We start from the raw sequence: 16,524 nt of genomic DNA, 5'->3' as shown, positions 1-16,524 counted from the left end.
CCAGCACGAGGAGAACGCCCATGAACTTCCTCTGGCCCCAGTTCCTCTGGCTGCTGCTGCTCACGCCGCTGCTGGTGCTGCTCTACGTCTGGCTGCTGCGCCGGCGCAAGAAGACCGCGCTGCGCTACGCCAGCCTGTCCATCGTGCGCGAGGCCATGGGCGTGCGCCAGGGCCTCAAGCGCCACGTGCCGCCGGTGCTGTTCCTGCTGGCCCTGTGCGCGCTGGTCGTGGCGGCGGCCCGGCCCATGGCCGTGATCAGCCTGCCCTCGCAGCAGGAGACCATCATCCTGGCCATGGACGTGTCGGGCAGCATGCGGGCCACCGACGTGCAGCCCAACCGCCTGGTGGCGGCACAAAACGCGGCCAAGGCGTTCATCGCCGACCTGCCGCGCCATGTGCGCGTGGGCATCGTGGCCTTCGCCGGCACGGCCCAGGTGGTGCAGCCGGCCACGCTGTCGCGCGAGGACCTGGTGGTGGCCATCGACAAGTTCCAGCTGCAACGCGCCACGGCCATCGGCAGCGCCATCGTGGTGTCGCTGGCCGAGCTGTTCCCCGATGCCGGCATCGACGTGGGTGCCATGACCTACGGCCGCGAGCGCCCGCGCGGCGTGCCCCTGGACAAGGAACTGGCGGCCAAGGGCGAGGTCAAGGAATTCACGCCGGTGGCGCCCGGCTCCTACGACTCGGCCGCCATCATCCTCCTGACCGACGGCCAACGCACCACGGGCGTGGACACGCTGGAGGCCGCCAAGATGGCGGCCGACCGCGGCGTGCGGGTCTACACCGTGGGCATCGGCACCGTGGACGGCGAGACCATCGGTTTCGAGGGCTGGTCCATGCGCGTGCGGCTGGACGAGGAGACGCTCAAGGCCGTGGCCACGCGCACCCAGGCCGAGTACTTCTATGCCGGCTCGGCCGAGAACCTGCGCAAGGTCTACCAGACGCTGAGCTCGCGGCTGACCGTGGAGAAGAAGGAAACCGAGATCTCGGCGCTGCTGGCACTGGCCGGCGCGCTGCTGGCGCTGGTCTCGGCCGGCCTGTCGCTGGCCTGGTTCAACCGGGTTCTCTGAGACCGCGCTGCGCCTCCACGCGCTGCACCCAGCGCTTTGCGCCGAAGCCGGCGCCCACGATCAGCAGCAGCGTGCCCGCGATCAGGGCATAGGTCAGCGGCCCGGGGTTGCGCAGGGCCGCCACGATCTGGTCGACGAAGAAGGCCATCACCAGCGTGCCGGGCGCCATGCCCAGGAAGGTGCCGAGCAGCATGTGGCGCAGGCTGATGTGCGAGGCCCCGGCCACCATGTTGACGATGGCGAACGGCGCCACCGGCACCATGCGGATCGCGATCACGGCCAAGAGGCCATGGTCGGCCAGGCGCTGGCTCACGGCGTTCACGCGCGGCCCGCCCAGCCGCTGCACCACCTCGCGTCCCAGCAGTGAACCCAGGCCGTGGCTGGCGGCGGCCGCGACCAGCGCACCGGCCATGCAGGTGACGAAGCCGGTCCAGGGCCCGAAGGCCACCAGCGTCACCAGCGTCAGGAAGGTCAGCGGCACGGCCAGCACCAGCGCCAGGCTCAGGCCCGCGACTGCGGCGACGGGGCCGAAGGACGCGCCGAGCGCCTGCAGCCCGTCCACGATGCGGTCCACGTCCAGCCACTCGCGCATGGGGGACCAGGTCCAGGCCACGGCCAGGCCGATCAGCACGGCCAGGGTCAGCACCAGAGCCCAGAGCCGGCCGCGCAGGCCGTGGCCTGCGCTCACGTGCCCCGCTCCATGCGCTCGCGCAGCGCCGCGGCCAGTTCGGCCACATGCCGCTCGTCGAACATGGTGCCGTGCATGCCGGCGATCTCCACCTCCTGCAGATGCCGGCCGATGAGCCGGCGCCAGGGCTTGAACAGCCAGCGGTCCCAGGTGCGCAGGCCGGAGGTGCGCACCAGCAGCGTGGGCCCGTCGTAGGCCACGGGCTTGTAGCCGCGCAGCGCCATGACCTGGCTCACGAGGCCGGGGTCGTTGAACATGGCGTCGAGCCGGCGGCCGTTCATGGTCAGGTCCTGGATGTGGAAGTGCCGCACCACCCAGCCGGCGGCACGCCAGGCCCGGGTGCCGCCCAGCACCGAGCTGGGATAGGTGGTGTCCAGCAGCACCAGGCCGCGCACGGGCCAGCCGCGCGCACGCAGCAGCCGCGCGGTTTCGAGCGCGGCCATGCCAGCCACCGAGAAGCCGGCCACCCAGCCACCGTCGAAGCCCTGCTCCAGCGCCTGGGCCTGGATGCGGTCGGCGTACATGGCGGCCAGTTCGGCGATGGTGCCGATCGGCTGGTCCGGCGGCGGCTGCAGCATGTACAGGCTGCAGGCCTCGCCCATGGCCGGCCCCAGGTTCTGCAGCCGCAGCAGGTCGCCGTGGCCCGAGGCCGCCAGGTACAGCGGCACGCGGCCGTTGCCGCCCAGCGGCAGCAGCAGGCCCGGCGTGGTGCTGTGCTGCTGCAGCGCGGCCGCCAGGCTCTCCACGGTGGGGTGCTCGGTGATGAGGTACAGCGGCACCTGGCGCCCGACGAGTTTCTCCAGCCCGCTCATCATGTTGACGGCCGCCAGCGAATCGCCGCCCAGGTCGAAGAAGTTGTCCTGCACGCCGAGGGTCGGCACCTTGAGCACGTCCTTCCAGAGTTCCAGCACGGCCCGTTCCATGTCGCTCGCCGGGGCGCGCGCGCCTGCGCTGGGCTGCGCCACCGGGTCCGGCAGCTGCTTGTAGTCGATCTTGCCGGTGCCGCTGGACGGCAGCTCGGACAACAGCGTGATGCTGGCCGGCAGCATGTAGTCGGGCAGGCGTGCGCGCAGCAAGGCGTGCAGGCGCTCGGCGCTCTGCCCTGGCGCCTGCGCCCAGGCGTGGATGGCGGGCTTGCCGCGCAGTTCGCGCAAGGCCGCGGCGGCCTGGACCACGCCGTCGATGGCCAACAAGGCCGATTCGATTTCGCCGAGCTCGATGCGGTAGCCGCGCAGCTTGACCTGGCGGTCCAGCCGGCCGACGAAGTGCAGGTGGCCATCGCTGGCCAGCCAGCCGCGGTCGCCCGTGCGGTACATGCGCTCGCCGGCGTGGAAAGGGTCGGGCACGAAGGCCTGCGCATCCAGCTCGGGCCGGTGCAGGTAGCCGCGCGCCACGGCCGCGCCACCGATGAAGATCTCGCCGGCCACCCCCAGCGGCAAGGGCCGCAGGCCGGCGTCCAGCACGTAGATGCGGGTGTCGTCGATGGGCCGGCCGATCGGCAGCGCCGCATGGCTGCGCTGCGCCTCGCACTCCCAGGCCGTGGCGAAGATGGTGGCCTCGGTCGGCCCGTAGACGTTGAACAGACGTCCGCCCGTCACGCCGATGAAGCGGCTGGCCAGTTCCGGCGGCAGCACCTCGCCGCCACAGCAGGCCACGCGCAGCTTGAGGCCCGGGCGGCCGGCTGCGGCGTCGAGGAAGCGCGCCAGCGTGGACGGCACGAAGGCCATGAAGGTCACGCCATGGCGCAGCGCGAAATCGGCCAGCATCTCGGGCAGCAGCCGGCCCGGCGGCGGCAGCGCCACGCTGGCGCCGTGGATCAGCGGCAGCAGCAGCTCGATCAGCGAGGGGTCGAACGTGGCCTGCGTGCCCTGGCCGGAGCGGTCGCGCGCGTCCACCGCCCAGGCGCGCGACAGCCACATGAGCCGGCGCGACAGCATGCCGTGCTCGATGGCCACGCCCTTGGGCCGTCCGGTCGAGCCGGAAGTGAACAGCACATAGGCCAGGTCCGAGGCCGCCGGCCGGCGCGGCGGCAGGTCGGTCGCGTTGACGTCGAACAGTTCCTCGCCCAGCGGGTCCAGCACCAGCGTGTTGCCGTGCAGGCCGCCCAGCCGGTCGGCATGGCGCGGCTGGATCACCAGGGCGGCGGCCCCGCTCTCCTGCAGGATGGACGCCAGGCGCGCCAGCGGCGCGTCCACGTCCAGCGGCAGGAAGGCCGCGCCGGCCTTGGCGATGGCCAGCAGGCTGACCACCAGTTCGGGCGAGCGTTCCAGCGCCATGGCGACGACCACGTCGCGCCCGGCACCGCGCTCGACCAGTTGCCTTGCCAGCCGGTTGGCATGCCGGTCCAGCGCCAGGTAGTCCAGGCTGCCACCGTCCCAGACCAGGGCCACGGCCTCGGGCCGCAGTGCGGCCTGGTACTCGAACAGGTTCACGAAGGGCAGCACCACCTGGTGCCAGGCCACGTCCTTGTGCTGGCCCGAGACCACGTGCCAGCGTTCCTCGGGCGGCAGCAGCTCGATGCTGTCCACGCTGGCGCCGGGCGCCGCGGCCATGATGGCCTCGACCAGGTGCCACACGCGCCGGCCCAGCAGTTCGGTTTCGCCCGCCGAGAAGCAGGCGGCACTGGCCTCCAGCGCCAGCTCCACGTCCTGGGTCGGATGGAATTCGCAGACCGTCACGCCCAGCGGGAAGCGCGCCACGCCCGAGAACAGCTGGCGCGACTCGACCAGCTGGGCCGCACCGAAGGAGACGGCATAGTCCTGCCGCTCGAACGAGAGCAGCACGTCGAACAGGCCGTCGCGGTTGGCGCGGATCATCTGCAGCTCGCGGCCGAGCTCGCTGATCGGGTAGCGCGGATGACGCAGCGCCGCCCGCATGGACGCGCCGACGTTGGCGATGAGCTCGGCCACCGGCATCTGCGGCGTGAGCTCGATGCGGATCGGCACCACGCCGACGAACATACCCAGCGTGTCGGTGTAGCGGCGCCCGCCGCGGTTCAGGCTGGGCACGCCGACGATCACGTCGCTGCGCTCGCAGATCCGCGCGAAGTACAGCACCAGCGCGGCCAGCACCAGGTTGAACACGGTCTGGCCCTGCTCCGTCGCGTGGCGACGCAGGCGCTCGTAGTCGGCGCGCGGCACGCGGTGGAAGGCCAGGCTGGCCGGCGGCAGCGTATCGGGCCGGGCCTGGCTGAAGCGCCGCTCGATCAGCGGCGTGGGCAGTTCCGGGATGCGCTCGCGCCAGTAGCGCTTGTCGCGCTCGAAGCCCTCGGAGCTGCGGTAGGCGTTGGACTCGGCGATGAAGGTGCTGTAGTGCGGCACCGAGGACAGCGGCGGCGGCTCGCCGGCCAGCAGCGCGTTGTGGATCTCGGCCCAGCGCCGCATCACCTGCGAGGTGCCCCAGCCGTCCATGACCAGGTGGTGGAACTGGATGGTCAGCCCGTGCAGCTGGTCGGAAGCGCGCAGCAGCGCGAAGCGCCAGGGCGAACGGCCGTCCAGCACGAAGGGCTCGGTCATGCGCTGCTGCCACCAGCGGCGCATGGCCTCCTTGGGGTCCTCGGTGTCGCCCAGGTCCACCACTTCCAGCGCTGGCTCCTCGGTCGGCGCCAGCAGGCGCTGGCGGCCGTCCGGCAGCGGCGCCAGGCGCAGCGCTTCGTTCTCGGCCACCAGGTGGGCGAGCGCGCGGCGGAACACGGCCAGGTCGAGCAGGCCGACCAGGAAGGCGCCGCCGCCAATGTTCAGGTGGGCGCTGCCGGGCCAGGCGCGCTGGTCGAGCCAGACCTCGCGCTGGCTCAGCGACAGCGCCAGAGCGTCCTTGGTCTCGCTGTCGGTGCGGGGTTCGGCCAGGGCTACGGGCGCGTCCATTGCGCGATCCTCTCCACGGCGTAGCGGTAACCGGCCTCGACGATCTCCGGCGCCCGCTTGTGGTCCATCATCGAATACTCGGCCACGGGCGGCTCCAGGTAGTGATCGGCCTGCGCCACGGTCGCGGCGCGCTTGTGCAGGCCACCGATGTGGCCGGCCCGGTACAGGATCTCGACGATGCCCGGCTGCGTGGGATTGCGGGCCAGCATGCCCTTGAGCGCGCTGCGGCGCGACAGGCGGGCCAGGTCCTGCGCGACGGCCAGGTCCTCCTGCACGTCCACGTCGATGGCGATGATGGTGCCGTTGCCGCGCCGGCGTTCCAGCGGCGTGCCCAGGCGCATGCGCATGGCATCCACCGGCACGTTCTCCAGGATGGCGCCGTCCACCAGCAGGTCGCCCCTGTGCAGCACGGGCGGGAACAGCCCGGCCGGCGAATTGCTGGCCAGCACCGCCTTCCAGAGCGGTCCGGTGTCCTGCACCGTGGTGTGGCCCTTGGAGAGATTGCAGGCCGCGGCGAAGAACGGCCGCCACAGGCTGTCGACGCTGCGCTCGCCGAACATCTTGCGCAGGTCGCGTTCGACGCGGAAGCCCGAGACCAGCGAGATCAGCGGCAGCGTCAGCCGCTCGCCGCCGGCCGCGAAGGCCTGGGTGTTGCGCATGATCTCCTCCAGCGGCACGTCGCAGGCGTACTGCGCGCCGACCAGAGCGCCCATGCTGTTGCCGCCCACCATGTCGATCGGGATGCCGGCCTCGTGCAGCGCGCGCAGGATGCCCAGGTGGGCGTAGCCGCGGGCGCCGCCGCCGCCCAGCACCACGCCGACGGCGTTGCCGGTCAGGAAACGCGCGAGCCGCGCGAAGTCCTCCACATGGTCGGCGCGCAGCGGGTAGACGCGCTCGCAGGCCCGGCCGGCGAGCCAGCGCCGCACCTCGCGCGGCGCCTGCGCATCGGCCGGGTGCATGACCACCAGGTGCTTGCGCTTGAGTGCATAGCCCGGCTCGCGCGCCAGTTGCTGCTCGAGCTCGCCGACGGCCAGGGCGCCGTCGGCCCGGGCCACGTAGATGACCTGGTCGGCCTGGCGGAAGGCGCGGCGCGTCCACTCCGTGGCCTGGGCCTCGGCCTCGTAGACCAGGTGGTCGAACTGCTCGTCCAGCGCATCGCCCTGGCCTTCTTCCGGGGCGCCGTTGGCGGGCGGCGGCAGGTGCCGCGCGCGCCCGGTCTTGGCGAAGGCGGCCGTCAGCGCGCGCGCCACGGCCCCGGCCTGTGCATCGAGGTGCAGCGGCACCACCACGAAGGACTGGGCGAAAGCCCGCCGCGTGACCTGCGCGCCGTGGCGCAGGTGGTTGTAGATGGCCTGTGAGAACACGCGGTTCACCGCGAGAGGCCGCAGCTTGAGCAAGGCCTCGAAATCGGCGCTGCGCAGCACCGCCAGCGTGGAGTCGCGCACCGCCGTCACGTCGGCCGTGCGCGGCTGCTGCAGGATCATGCCGGTCTCGCCCACGCCCTCGCCGACGCTGATCTCGTTGTAGAGCAAGAGGCTGCCGTCGGGGTTGGTGCGCGACACCCGCAGACGTCCGCTGAGCAGGATCAGCATGCTGTCCGACGGGGCGCCCTCGCGCAGCACCTGGTGGCCGCCCGGCACGTCCTGCCGCACCAGAAAACGCGCGAGGTCGTGCAGCACCTCCTCATCGAGCTGGCCGAAGATGCGGCTGCTCCGCAGCACCTGCAATGCACGGGCCTGAAACTTCTCTGCTGCGACCATGCGCGAGAACCCTTTCCTCTGCGAAGCGCATGCGAGCGGAATGGATCCCGATCTGTCGATGCGCCAGTACACACTCCTGCACCCGCGCATGACGATAGCAAATTCAAACGTTCTTTGGCATGAAAAGTGAGCGATTTATCACGCAGTTCTCCACCGTTACACCTACGTGGGCGCGTTAGCGCGCAGGAGCAAACAGATCGACGCGGTCGGTGATGACGGTGTGCTCGCCAAGCGCGCACAAACGTTGCGCCTCGGCCTCGTCGTTCACGGTGTAGCTGGCCATTCGCAGGCCGGCGGCCTGCGCCTGTTGCGCCAGCACGGCCGTCCACAGGCTGTGTTTGCAGACCAGCACCTGGCAACCCAGGTCGGTGGCGGTCTGCGCCCAGTCCGCGGTCAACGCGTCGAGCAGCAGCCCGCGCGGCAGCGCCGGCTGGGCCGCCTGGGCCGCCTGCAGGGACGCCACCTGGAACGAGGTCAACAGCGGCTGCACAGGCTGGCCGGCCCACAGGGCGGCAGCGGCGTCCGCCACGGCGGCGCCGGTCGCGGCCTCGGCACCCGGCGTGGGCTTGATCTCGATGTTGAGCAGCAGGCCGTTGGCCAGACAGAAGCGCGCGATGCCGGCCAGCGTGGGCAGCGGCTCGCCCGCATAGGCGCGCGAATGCCAGCCGCCGGCATCCAGCTGCGCGAGTTCGCCCCAGGGCTTGTCGCCGGCCTGGCCCTCGCCGTTGGTCGTGCGTTCCAGCGTCGCATCGTGCAGCAGAAAGGGCACGCCGTCGGCGCTGAGCTTCACGTCGCACTCGAACATGCGGTAGCCGTGCGCAGCGCCCAAGCGGAACGCAGCCAACGTGTTCTCGGGCGCCAGCTTGCCGGCGCCGCGGTGCGCGACCCAGGTGGGGTACGGCCAGGGCTTGGCCATCACAGCCGCTGCCGGGTGTCGGCGTCGAACCAGTGCAGCTGCGCAGCGGGCACGCCCACGGCCACGGTGTCGCCGATGCGCGGTGCGTCCAGCATCGCGTCCTGGCGCACCGTGAACAGGCTTTGGCCCACACGGCCGTAGACCAGGCGTTCGGCGCCCAGCATCTCGACCGCCTCGACCACCAGCTGCCAGGCACCGTCGGCGCGCAGCTCGGCATGTTCCGGGCGCAGGCCGAGCACCAGCGCGCCGTCGCGCGGCGCGGCCTGCGGCAGGGCCAGGCGCTGCTCGCCGACGATGAAGCGCGTGCCCTCGGCCCGGCCTTCAATGAGGTTCATGGGCGGCGAGCCGATGAAGCTCGCGACGAAGGTGGTGGCGGGCCGGTGGTAGACCTCTTCCGGCGTGCCGAACTGCTCCATGCGGCCCGCGTTCATGACCATCATGCGCTGCGCCAGCGTCATGGCCTCGACCTGGTCGTGCGTGACGAACAGCGAGGTGATGCCGAGCTCGTTGTGCAGCTTCTGGATCTCCAGCCGGGTCTGGGCGCGCAGCTTGGCGTCCAGGTTGGACAGCGGCTCGTCGAACAGGAAGACCTGCGGCTGGCGCACGATGGCGCGGCCCATGGCCACGCGCTGGCGCTGGCCGCCCGAGAGCTGGCGCGGCTTGCGGTCCAGCAGGTGCGTGAGCTCCAGGATCTTGGCCGCCTTGTCCACGCGCTGGCGGATCTCTTCCTTGGGCACCTTGGCGATCTTCAGGCCATAGGCCATGTTCTCGAAGTTCGTCATGTGCGGGTACAGCGCGTAGTTCTGGAACACCATGGCGATGTCGCGCTCGGCCGGTTCCACGTCGTTGACCACGCGCGGGCCGATCGCGATCTCGCCCTCGCTGACCTCCTCCAGCCCGGCCACCATGCGCAGCAGCGTGGACTTGCCGCAGCCCGAGGGGCCGACGATGACGACGAACTCGCCGTCCCGGATCTCGGCGTCGACGCCATGGATGACCTGCAGCGCCTTGGCGCCGTGGCCGTAGCGCTTGATCAGTTTGCGAAGGGAAATGGACGCCATGTGTTCTTACTTCTCGGTATCGACCAGGCCCTTGACGAACCACTTCTGCATGAGCACCACGACCAGCGCCGGCGGCAGCATGGCCAGGATGGCCGTGGCCATGATGATGTTCCAGTCGGTGGCCGCGTCGCCGCTGGCAATCATGCGCTTGATGCCGATGACGATGGGGTACATGTCCTCGGTGGTCGTGGCCAGCAGCGGCCACAGGTACTGGTTCCAGCCGTAGATGAACTGGATCACGAACAGCGCCGCGATCGAGGTCTGCGACAGCGGCACCAGCACGTCCTTGAAGAAGCGCATGGGCCCGGCGCCGTCGATGCGCGCGGCCTCGACCAGTTCATCGGGCACGGTCAGGAAGAACTGCCGGAACAGGAAGGTGGCCGTGGCCGAGGCGATCAGCGGCACCGTGAGCCCCGCGTAGGTGTTGAGCATGTTCAGGTCCGACAGGACCTTGTAGGTGGGCAGGATGCGCACCTCCACCGGCAGCATCAGCGTGATGAAGATCATCCAGAAGACGAGCTTCTTGAACGGGAAGCGGAAGTAGACGATGGCGAAGGCCGAGAGCAGCGAGATCGCGATCTTTCCGAGGCTGATGACCAGCGCCGTGACCAGGCTGACCCACATCATGCGGCCGACCGGCGCAGCCGAGCCCTGGGTCGAGCCGGTGCCGGTCAGCGCCGCGGTGTAGTTCTCCACCATGTGGCTGCCGGGCGTGATGGGCATGGGCACCTGCACGATCTCGTCGCGCGTGTGCGTGGAGGCCACGAAAGCCAGGTAGATCGGGAAGGCGACGATGATGATGCCGAGCACCAGCACCAGGTGCGAGAGCAAGGTCAGCAAGGGGCGGCGCTCGACCATGTCAGTAGTTCACCTTCTTCTCGACGTAGCGGAACTGGATGACGGTCAGCACCACGACGATCACCATCAGCACCACCGACTGCGCGGCCGAGCCGCCCAGGTCCAATGCCTTGAAGCCGTCGTGCCAGACCTTGTAGACCAGGATGGAGGTGTCGCGGCCCGGCCCGCCCTCGGTCGTCGCGTGCACGATCGCGAAGGTGTCGAAGAAGGCGTAGACCACGTTGATGACCAAGAGGAAGAACGTGGTGGGCGACAGCAACGGCAGCTGGATCGAGAGGAACCGGCGCACCGGGCCCGCGCCGTCGATGGCGGCGGCCTCGATCAGCGCCTTGGGGATGGACTGCAGGCCTGCCAGGAAGAACAGGAAGTTGTAGGAGATCTGCTTCCAGACCGCGGCCACCACGATCAGCGTGAGCGCGTGGCCGGAGTTCAGCAAGTGGTTCCAGTCGTAGCCCAGGCCGCGCAGGCCGTAGGCCACGATGCCGATGCTGGGCGAGAACATGAACACCCACAGCACGCCGGCCACGGCCGGCGCGACGGCGTAGGGAATGATCAGAAAGGTCTTGTACACCAGTGCGCCGCGCAGGATGCGGTCGGCGAACACGGCCAGCACCAGCGACACGGCGATGCCCAGGCCCGCCACGAGCACCGAGAACAGCGCCGTGACCTGGAAGGACTGCAGGTAGGCAGCGTCCTTGAACAGATGGACGAAGTTGTCCAGCCCGACCCAGACCGTGGAGGTGCCGAACGCGTCCTCGGTCTGCAGCGACTGCACGATGGCTTGGCTGGCCGGCCAGAAGAAGAACACCAGCACGACGACCATCTGCGGCGCGACCAGCAGCCAGGGCAGCCAGGCCGAGCGGAACAGCACGCGTTTTTCCATGGAGTCGTCGTCTTCGGGAAACGGGTTGGCCGCGGCGCCCCCTGCACCGCGGCCGGCGAGTGTAGCGGCCCGCTCAGCCCTTGTTCGCGCGCTCGAAGCGCTCGAGCTGCTCGTTGCCGCGCTTGACGGCGTTGTCTAGCGCCTGCTTGGCGCTCTGCTTGCCGCTCCAGATCTGCTCGGCTTCCTCGTCGACGATGGTGCGGATCTGCAGGAAGTTTCCGAGGCGGATGCCGCGCGACTTGTCGGTGGTCTTGCGGATCATCTGCGTGACGGCCACGTCGGTGCCCGGGTTCTGCTTGTAGAAGCCCGACTTCTCGGTCAGCTCGTAGGCGGCCATCGTCACCGGCAGGTAGCCCGTGCGCTTGTGGCTGGCGGACTGCACCTCGGCGTTCGACAGGAAGCTGAAGAACGCGGCCACGCCCTTGTACTCGGCCGGCTTCTTGCCGCCCAGCGCCCACAGGCTGGCGCCACCGATCACGGTGTTCTGCGGCGCGCCGGCCACGTCGGGGTAATAGGGCAGCGCACCGATGCCATAGGCGAACTTGGCGTCCTTGGCCACGCGCGCGTACAGGCCCGAGGAGCCCGTCATCATCGCGCACTCGCCCGAGGGGAAGGAGGCGTCGGGCGTGTTGTTGCGGCCCTTGTAGACGAACAGGCCCTGCTGCGACATGTTGGCCAGGTTCTCGAAGTGGCGCACATGCAGCGGCGAGTTGAAGGCCAGGCGCGTGGCGGTGCCGCCGAAACCGTTGTTGAGCGTGGCGTACAGCGTGTTGTGCCAGGCCGAGAAGCTCTCCAGCTGCGTCCAGCTGACCCAGCTCGTGGTGAAGGGGCACTTGTGGCCGCTGGCCTTGAGCTTGGCGGCGGCGGCCACGACCTCGGGCCAGGTGGTCGGCGCCTTGTTGGGGTCCAGGCCCGCGGCCTTGAAGGCGTCCTTGTTGTAATAGAAGATCGTGGTGGAGCTGTTGAACGGGAAGCTCAGCATCTGGCCGTTGGGCGCGGTGTAGTAGCCGGCGACAGCGGAGATGTAGGCGTTCTGGTCGAACTTGGCACCCGACTCCTTCATGATCTCACCGACCGGCTTGATCACGCCCTTGGAGGCCATCATGGTGGCGGTGCCGACCTCGAAGACCTGCAGGATGTGCGGCGCGTTGCCGGCGCGGAAGGCGGCGACGCCGGCGGTCAGCGTCTCGTCGTACTGGCCCTTGTAGGTCGGCACGACCTTGTACTCGCTCTGGCTCGCGTTGAACTGCTTGGCCAGGTCGTTGACCCATTCGCCCAGCGGCCCGCTCATGGCGTGCCACCACTGGATCTCGGTCTGGGCCTGGGCCGGCAGCGTGAACGCTGCGGCGGCCAGGGCTGCCAGGGCAAAGGTCTTCTTCATGGATGCTCCGAAATAAAAGAAAGGCGGCAGGCTAGTCCCGCCATGTGACAAAACGATTTAAGCGCAGTGACTGTCATGCGCCCATGCGGGCTTTCCATGGGCTGCACGGATCAGGGCGCCGATTGTTGCGCTGCGGTAACATCCACGCCCGCCTGCACAGGGCCGGCGGCTCCAGCACGACCCCCTCGATGAACGCCCCGAACACCCTGAACCAGCTGCTGACGCCCGCAGAGGACCAGCAGCGCCTGCGCGAGATTCCCTACAACTACACCTCCTTCTCCGACCGCGAGATCGTGGTGCGCTTGCTGGGTGCGCGCGCCTGGGAGCTGGTGCAGACCCTGCGCGGCGAGCGCCGCACGGGCCGGTCCGCCCGCATGCTCTACGAGGTGCTGGGCGACATCTGGGTCGTGCAGCGCAACCCCTATCTGCAGGACGACCTGCTGGACAACCCCAAGCGCCGCGCCCTGCTGGTGCAGGCGCTGCAGCACCGGCTGGCCGCCGCCGAGGAACGCCGCACACCGCAGGCCGACCCCGCGCGGGACGCGCTGGTGGGCGAGCTGCTGGAGGTCGCGCGCCAGGCCGTGGCCCGCTTCGACGCCGATTTCGCCGAGATCGCCACGCTGCGCCGGCGCGCGCGCCGCGCACTGCAAAAGCTCACCGCCAAGGACAACATCAAGTTCGACGGCATGGCCCGTGTGGCCCATGTGACGGACGCGACGGACTGGCGCGTCGAGTACCCGTTCGTGGTGCTGACGCCCGACACGGAGGCCGAGATGGCTGGCATGGTCGCGGCCTGCATCGAACTGGGCCTGACCATCATCCCGCGCGGCGGCGGCACCGGCTACACGGGCGGCGCGATCCCTTTGAGCTGGAAGAGCGCGGTCATCAACACCGAGAAGCTCGAGGCCATGACCGAGGTCGAGCTGGTCGCCCTGCCGGGCGTGGACCATCCGGTGCCGACCATCTGGACCGGCGCCGGCGTGGTCACGCAGCGCGTGGCCGATGCGGCCGAGCGCGGCGGCTACGTGTTCGCGGTCGACCCGACCTCGGCCGAGGCTTCCTGCATCGGCGGCAACGTGGCCATGAACGCAGGCGGCAAGAAGGCCGTGCTGTGGGGCACGGCGCTGGACAACCTGGCCTCCTGGCGCATGGTCACGCCACAGGCGCAGTGGCTGGAGGTCACGCGGCTGAACCACAACCTGGGCAAGATCCACGACGTGCAGCTGGCGAGCTTCCAGCTGGACTATTTCGAGGCCGACGGCAAGACGCCGGTGCGCAGCGAACGCCTGGACATTCCGGGCCGCGTGTTCCGCAAGGAAGGCCTGGGCAAGGACGTGACGGACAAGTTCCTCTCGGGCCTGCCGGGCATCCAGAAGGAAGGCTGCGACGGCCTGATCACGAGCGCGCGCTGGATCGTGCACCGCATGCCGGCCCACACGCGCACCGTGTGCCTGGAGTTCTTCGGCAACGCCAAGGACGCCGTGCCCTCGATCGTGGAGATCAAGGACTTCATGTTCGCCGAGCAGAAGCGCTCGGGCGTGCTGCTCGCAGGCCTGGAGCACCTGGACGACCGCTACCTGAAGGCCGTGGGCTACGCGACCAAGTCCAAGAGCCATGGTGCGGGCCTTCCCAAGATGGTGCTGTTCGGCGACATCGCCGGCGACGACGCCGACGCCGTGGCGCGCGCCACCTCCGAGGTGGTGCGCCTGGCCAACTCGCGCAGCGGCGAGGGCTTCATCGCCATCAGCGCCGAGGCGCGCAAGAAGTTCTGGCTGGACCGCAAGCGCACGGCCGCCATCAGCCGCCACACCAACGCCTTCAAGATCAACGAGGACGTGGTGATCCCGCTGCCGCGCATGGCGGAGTACACCGACGGCATCGAGCGCATCAACATCGAGCTGTCGCTGCGCAACAAGATCGCGCTGGCGGACGCATTGATCGACTTCTTCGGTGCCGGCAAGCTGCCGCTGGGCAAGGAAGACGACGCGTCGGAAATCGCCGCGGCCGAGCTGCTGGAAGACCGCGTGGCCCAGGCGCTGGCGCTGCTGCGCGAAGTGCGCATGCAGTGGCAGGGCTGGCTGCACGACGTGGATGCGCTGTTTCCAGAGCTGCAGGACCACCGCCTGCGCGCGAGCTGGAAGACGCAGATCCGCGCGCCGTTGCAGACCCTGTTCCCGGGCGCTGCCTTCCGGCCGCTGCTGGCCGAGTGCAATGCCATCCACCAGCGCGTGCTCAAGGGCCGGGTCTGGGTCGCGCTGCACATGCACGCGGGCGACGGCAACGTGCACACCAACATCCCCGTCAACAGCGACAACTACGCCATGCTGCAGACCGCGCACGAGGCCGTGGCGCGCATCATGGTGCTGGCACGTTCGCTCGACGGTGTGATCTCGGGCGAGCATGGCATCGGCATCACCAAGCTGGAGTTCCTGACCGAGGACGAGGTCGCGCCCTTCGCGGACTACAAGCGCCGCGTCGACCCCGAGGGCCGCTTCAACAAGGGCAAGCTGCTGCGTGACCCTGCCCTGCCGGCCGACCTGACCAATGCCTACACGCCCAGCTTCGGGCTCATGGGCCACGAGTCGCTGATCCTGCAGCAGTCCGACATCGGCGCCATCGCCGACAGCGTCAAGGACTGCCTGCGCTGCGGCAAGTGCAAGCCGGTCTGCGCCACGCATGTGCCGCGCGCCAACCTGCTCTACAGCCCGCGCAACAAGATCCTGGCCACTTCGCTGCTGATCGAGGCCTTCCTCTACGAAGAGCAGACGCGCCGCGGCGTGTCGATCAAGCACTGGGCCGAGTTCGAGGACGTGGCCGACCACTGCACGGTGTGCCACAAGTGCCTGACGCCCTGCCCGGTCAAGATCGACTTCGGCGACGTGACCATGAACATGCGCAACCTGCTGCGCAAGATGGGCAAGAAGAGCTTCCGCCCCGGCAACGCGGCCGCCATGCTGATGCTCAACGCGACCAACCCGCAGACCATCAAGTTCATGCGCACGGCCATGGTGGACGTGGGCTTCAAGGCCCAGCGCCTGGCCAGCGACGTGCTGCACGGCCTGGCAAGAAAGCAGACCGCCGCGCCGCCCGCGACGGTGGGCACCGCGCCGCTCAAGGAGCAGGTGGTCCACTTCGTCAACAAGAAGATGCCGGGCGGCCTGCCCAAGCGCAGCGCGCGTGCGCTGCTGGACATCGAGGACAAGGACTACGTGCCCATCATCCGCAATCCGCAGGCCACGAGCACGGATTCGGAGGCGGTGTTCTATTTCCCGGGCTGCGGCTCGGAGCGGCTGTTCAGCCAGGTGGGCCTGGCCACCCAGGCCATGCTGTGGCATGCCGGCGTGCAGACCGTGCTGCCGCCGGGCTATCTGTGCTGCGGCTATCCGCAGCGCGGCTCGGGCCAGTTCGACAAGGCCGAGAAGATCATCACCGACAACCGCGTGCTGTTCCACCGCGTGGCCAACACGCTGAACTACCTGGACATCAAGACCGTGGTGGTCAGCTGCGGCACCTGCTTCGACCAGCTGCAGGGCTACGAGTTCGACAAGATCTTCCCGGGCTGCCGCATCATCGACATCCACGAGTTCCTGCTCGAGAAGGGCGTCACGCTGGGCGAGGCCGGGGCCTATCTGTACCACGACCCCTGCCACACGCCCATGAAGCAGCAAGAGCCCATGAAGACCGTGAAGGCGCTGCTGGGCGACGGCGTGACCAAGAGCGAACGCTGCTGCGGCGAGTCCGGCACGCTGGGCGTGACCCGGCCCGACATCTCCACGCAGATCCGCTTCCGCAAAGAGGAGGAGCTGCGCAAGAACGAGACCGCGCTGCGCGCCAAGGGCATGCAGGGCGACCTCAAGATCCTGACCAGCTGCCCCAGCTGCCTGCAGGGCCTGTCGCGCTACCAGAACGACCTGCAGAGCGGCCTGCTGGAGGCCGACTACATCGTCGTCGAGATGGCGCGCAAGATCCTGGGCGAGGACTGGATGCAGACCTACGTCGCCAACGCCAACCGCGGCGGCATCGAGCGCGTGCTCGTCTGAGAAA

At 69.4% G+C, this 16,524-nt stretch carries 10 protein-coding genes; 2 read left to right on the top strand and 8 right to left on the bottom strand.

What is annotated here, in order from left to right; translation table 11 throughout:
• Window positions 1-20: 20 nt before the first annotated feature.
• A complete protein-coding gene (locus tag IE209_RS10635) occupies window positions 21-1,070 on the top strand; it encodes a VWA domain-containing protein (RefSeq protein WP_189686937.1) in 1,050 nt (349 codons plus the stop codon).
• On the opposite strand, the gene IE209_RS10630 is transcribed toward IE209_RS10635, so the two are convergent.
• From IE209_RS10630 to ugpB, 8 genes are all read right to left on the bottom strand, one after another.
• Window positions 1,054-1,758 carry a TVP38/TMEM64 family protein gene (locus IE209_RS10630; RefSeq protein ID WP_189686936.1) on the bottom strand — a complete coding sequence of 235 codons (705 nt, stop codon included), beginning with the start codon at window positions 1,756-1,758 and terminating at the stop codon, window positions 1,054-1,056. The two genes, IE209_RS10635 and IE209_RS10630, sit on opposite strands and share 17 nt — an antisense overlap.
• Window positions 1,755-5,621: a non-ribosomal peptide synthetase gene (locus IE209_RS10625; protein WP_189686935.1), complete on the bottom strand. Its 3,867-nt coding sequence runs from the start codon at window positions 5,619-5,621 to the stop codon at window positions 1,755-1,757. Before IE209_RS10625 ends, IE209_RS10630 begins: the two co-directional genes overlap by 4 nt.
• Window positions 5,606-7,381 carry a patatin-like phospholipase family protein gene (locus IE209_RS10620; protein WP_189686934.1) on the bottom strand — a complete coding sequence of 592 codons (1,776 nt, stop codon included), beginning with the start codon at window positions 7,379-7,381 and terminating at the stop codon, window positions 5,606-5,608. The genes IE209_RS10625 and IE209_RS10620 overlap by 16 nt, the downstream gene beginning before the upstream one ends.
• 175 nt (window positions 7,382-7,556) lie before the next feature.
• A complete protein-coding gene (gene ugpQ / locus IE209_RS10615; protein WP_189686933.1) occupies window positions 7,557-8,297 on the bottom strand; it encodes a glycerophosphodiester phosphodiesterase in 741 nt (246 codons plus the stop codon).
• Complete coding sequence (locus IE209_RS10610; RefSeq protein ID WP_189686932.1) at window positions 8,297-9,358, bottom strand: sn-glycerol-3-phosphate import ATP-binding protein UgpC; 1,062 nt, start codon at window positions 9,356-9,358, stop codon at window positions 8,297-8,299. The genes ugpQ and IE209_RS10610 overlap by 1 nt, the downstream gene beginning before the upstream one ends.
• Window positions 9,359-9,364: 6 nt before the next feature.
• A complete protein-coding gene (gene ugpE, locus IE209_RS10605; protein ID WP_189686931.1) occupies window positions 9,365-10,216 on the bottom strand; it encodes a sn-glycerol-3-phosphate ABC transporter permease UgpE in 852 nt (283 codons plus the stop codon).
• 1 nt (window position 10,217) lies between these two features.
• Entirely contained in the window at window positions 10,218-11,099 is an 882-nt protein-coding gene (gene ugpA / locus IE209_RS10600) for a sn-glycerol-3-phosphate ABC transporter permease UgpA (protein ID WP_189686930.1), read from the bottom strand.
• A gap of 73 nt (window positions 11,100-11,172) precedes the next feature.
• Window positions 11,173-12,480, bottom strand: coding sequence for a sn-glycerol-3-phosphate ABC transporter substrate-binding protein UgpB (gene ugpB, locus IE209_RS10595; RefSeq protein WP_189686929.1), 1,308 nt, complete (start codon window positions 12,478-12,480; stop codon window positions 11,173-11,175).
• A 188-nt stretch (window positions 12,481-12,668) separates the two neighbouring features.
• Here ugpB and IE209_RS10590 point away from each other — a divergent pair, with 188 nt between their 5' ends.
• The gene (locus IE209_RS10590; RefSeq protein WP_189686928.1) at window positions 12,669-16,520 is read left to right on the top strand and encodes a DUF3683 domain-containing protein; all 3,852 of its coding nucleotides are present in this window, start codon (window positions 12,669-12,671) and stop codon (window positions 16,518-16,520) included.
• Window positions 16,521-16,524 lie beyond the last annotated feature (4 nt).

Source organism: Pseudorhodoferax aquiterrae, assembly GCF_014652235.1.
In the GTDB taxonomy this organism is placed as follows: domain Bacteria; phylum Pseudomonadota; class Gammaproteobacteria; order Burkholderiales; family Burkholderiaceae_C; genus Pseudorhodoferax; species Pseudorhodoferax aquiterrae.
Note: the sequence above shows the minus strand (reverse complement) of the source record. Positions and strands in the feature narration are given on the sequence as shown.

Bases quoted from the DNA above. Each gene is read 5' to 3' on its own strand.
- IE209_RS10635 (WP_189686937.1), top strand. From the start codon at position 21: ATGAACTTCCTCTGGCCCCAGTTCCTCTGGCTGCTGCTGCTCACGCCG.
- IE209_RS10610 (WP_189686932.1), bottom strand. From the start codon at position 9,358: ATGGCGTCCATTTCCCTTCGCAAACTGATCAAGCGCTACGGCCACGGC.
- ugpB (WP_189686929.1), bottom strand. From the start codon at position 12,480: ATGAAGAAGACCTTTGCCCTGGCAGCCCTGGCCGCCGCAGCGTTCACG.
- ugpQ (WP_189686933.1), bottom strand. From the start codon at position 8,297: ATGGCCAAGCCCTGGCCGTACCCCACCTGGGTCGCGCACCGCGGCGCC.
- IE209_RS10625 (WP_189686935.1), bottom strand. From the start codon at position 5,621: ATGGACGCGCCCGTAGCCCTGGCCGAACCCCGCACCGACAGCGAGACC.
- IE209_RS10620 (WP_189686934.1), bottom strand. From the start codon at position 7,381: ATGGTCGCAGCAGAGAAGTTTCAGGCCCGTGCATTGCAGGTGCTGCGG.
- ugpA (WP_189686930.1), bottom strand. From the start codon at position 11,099: ATGGAAAAACGCGTGCTGTTCCGCTCGGCCTGGCTGCCCTGGCTGCTG.
- ugpE (WP_189686931.1), bottom strand. From the start codon at position 10,216: ATGGTCGAGCGCCGCCCCTTGCTGACCTTGCTCTCGCACCTGGTGCTG.
- IE209_RS10590 (WP_189686928.1), top strand. From the start codon at position 12,669: ATGAACGCCCCGAACACCCTGAACCAGCTGCTGACGCCCGCAGAGGAC.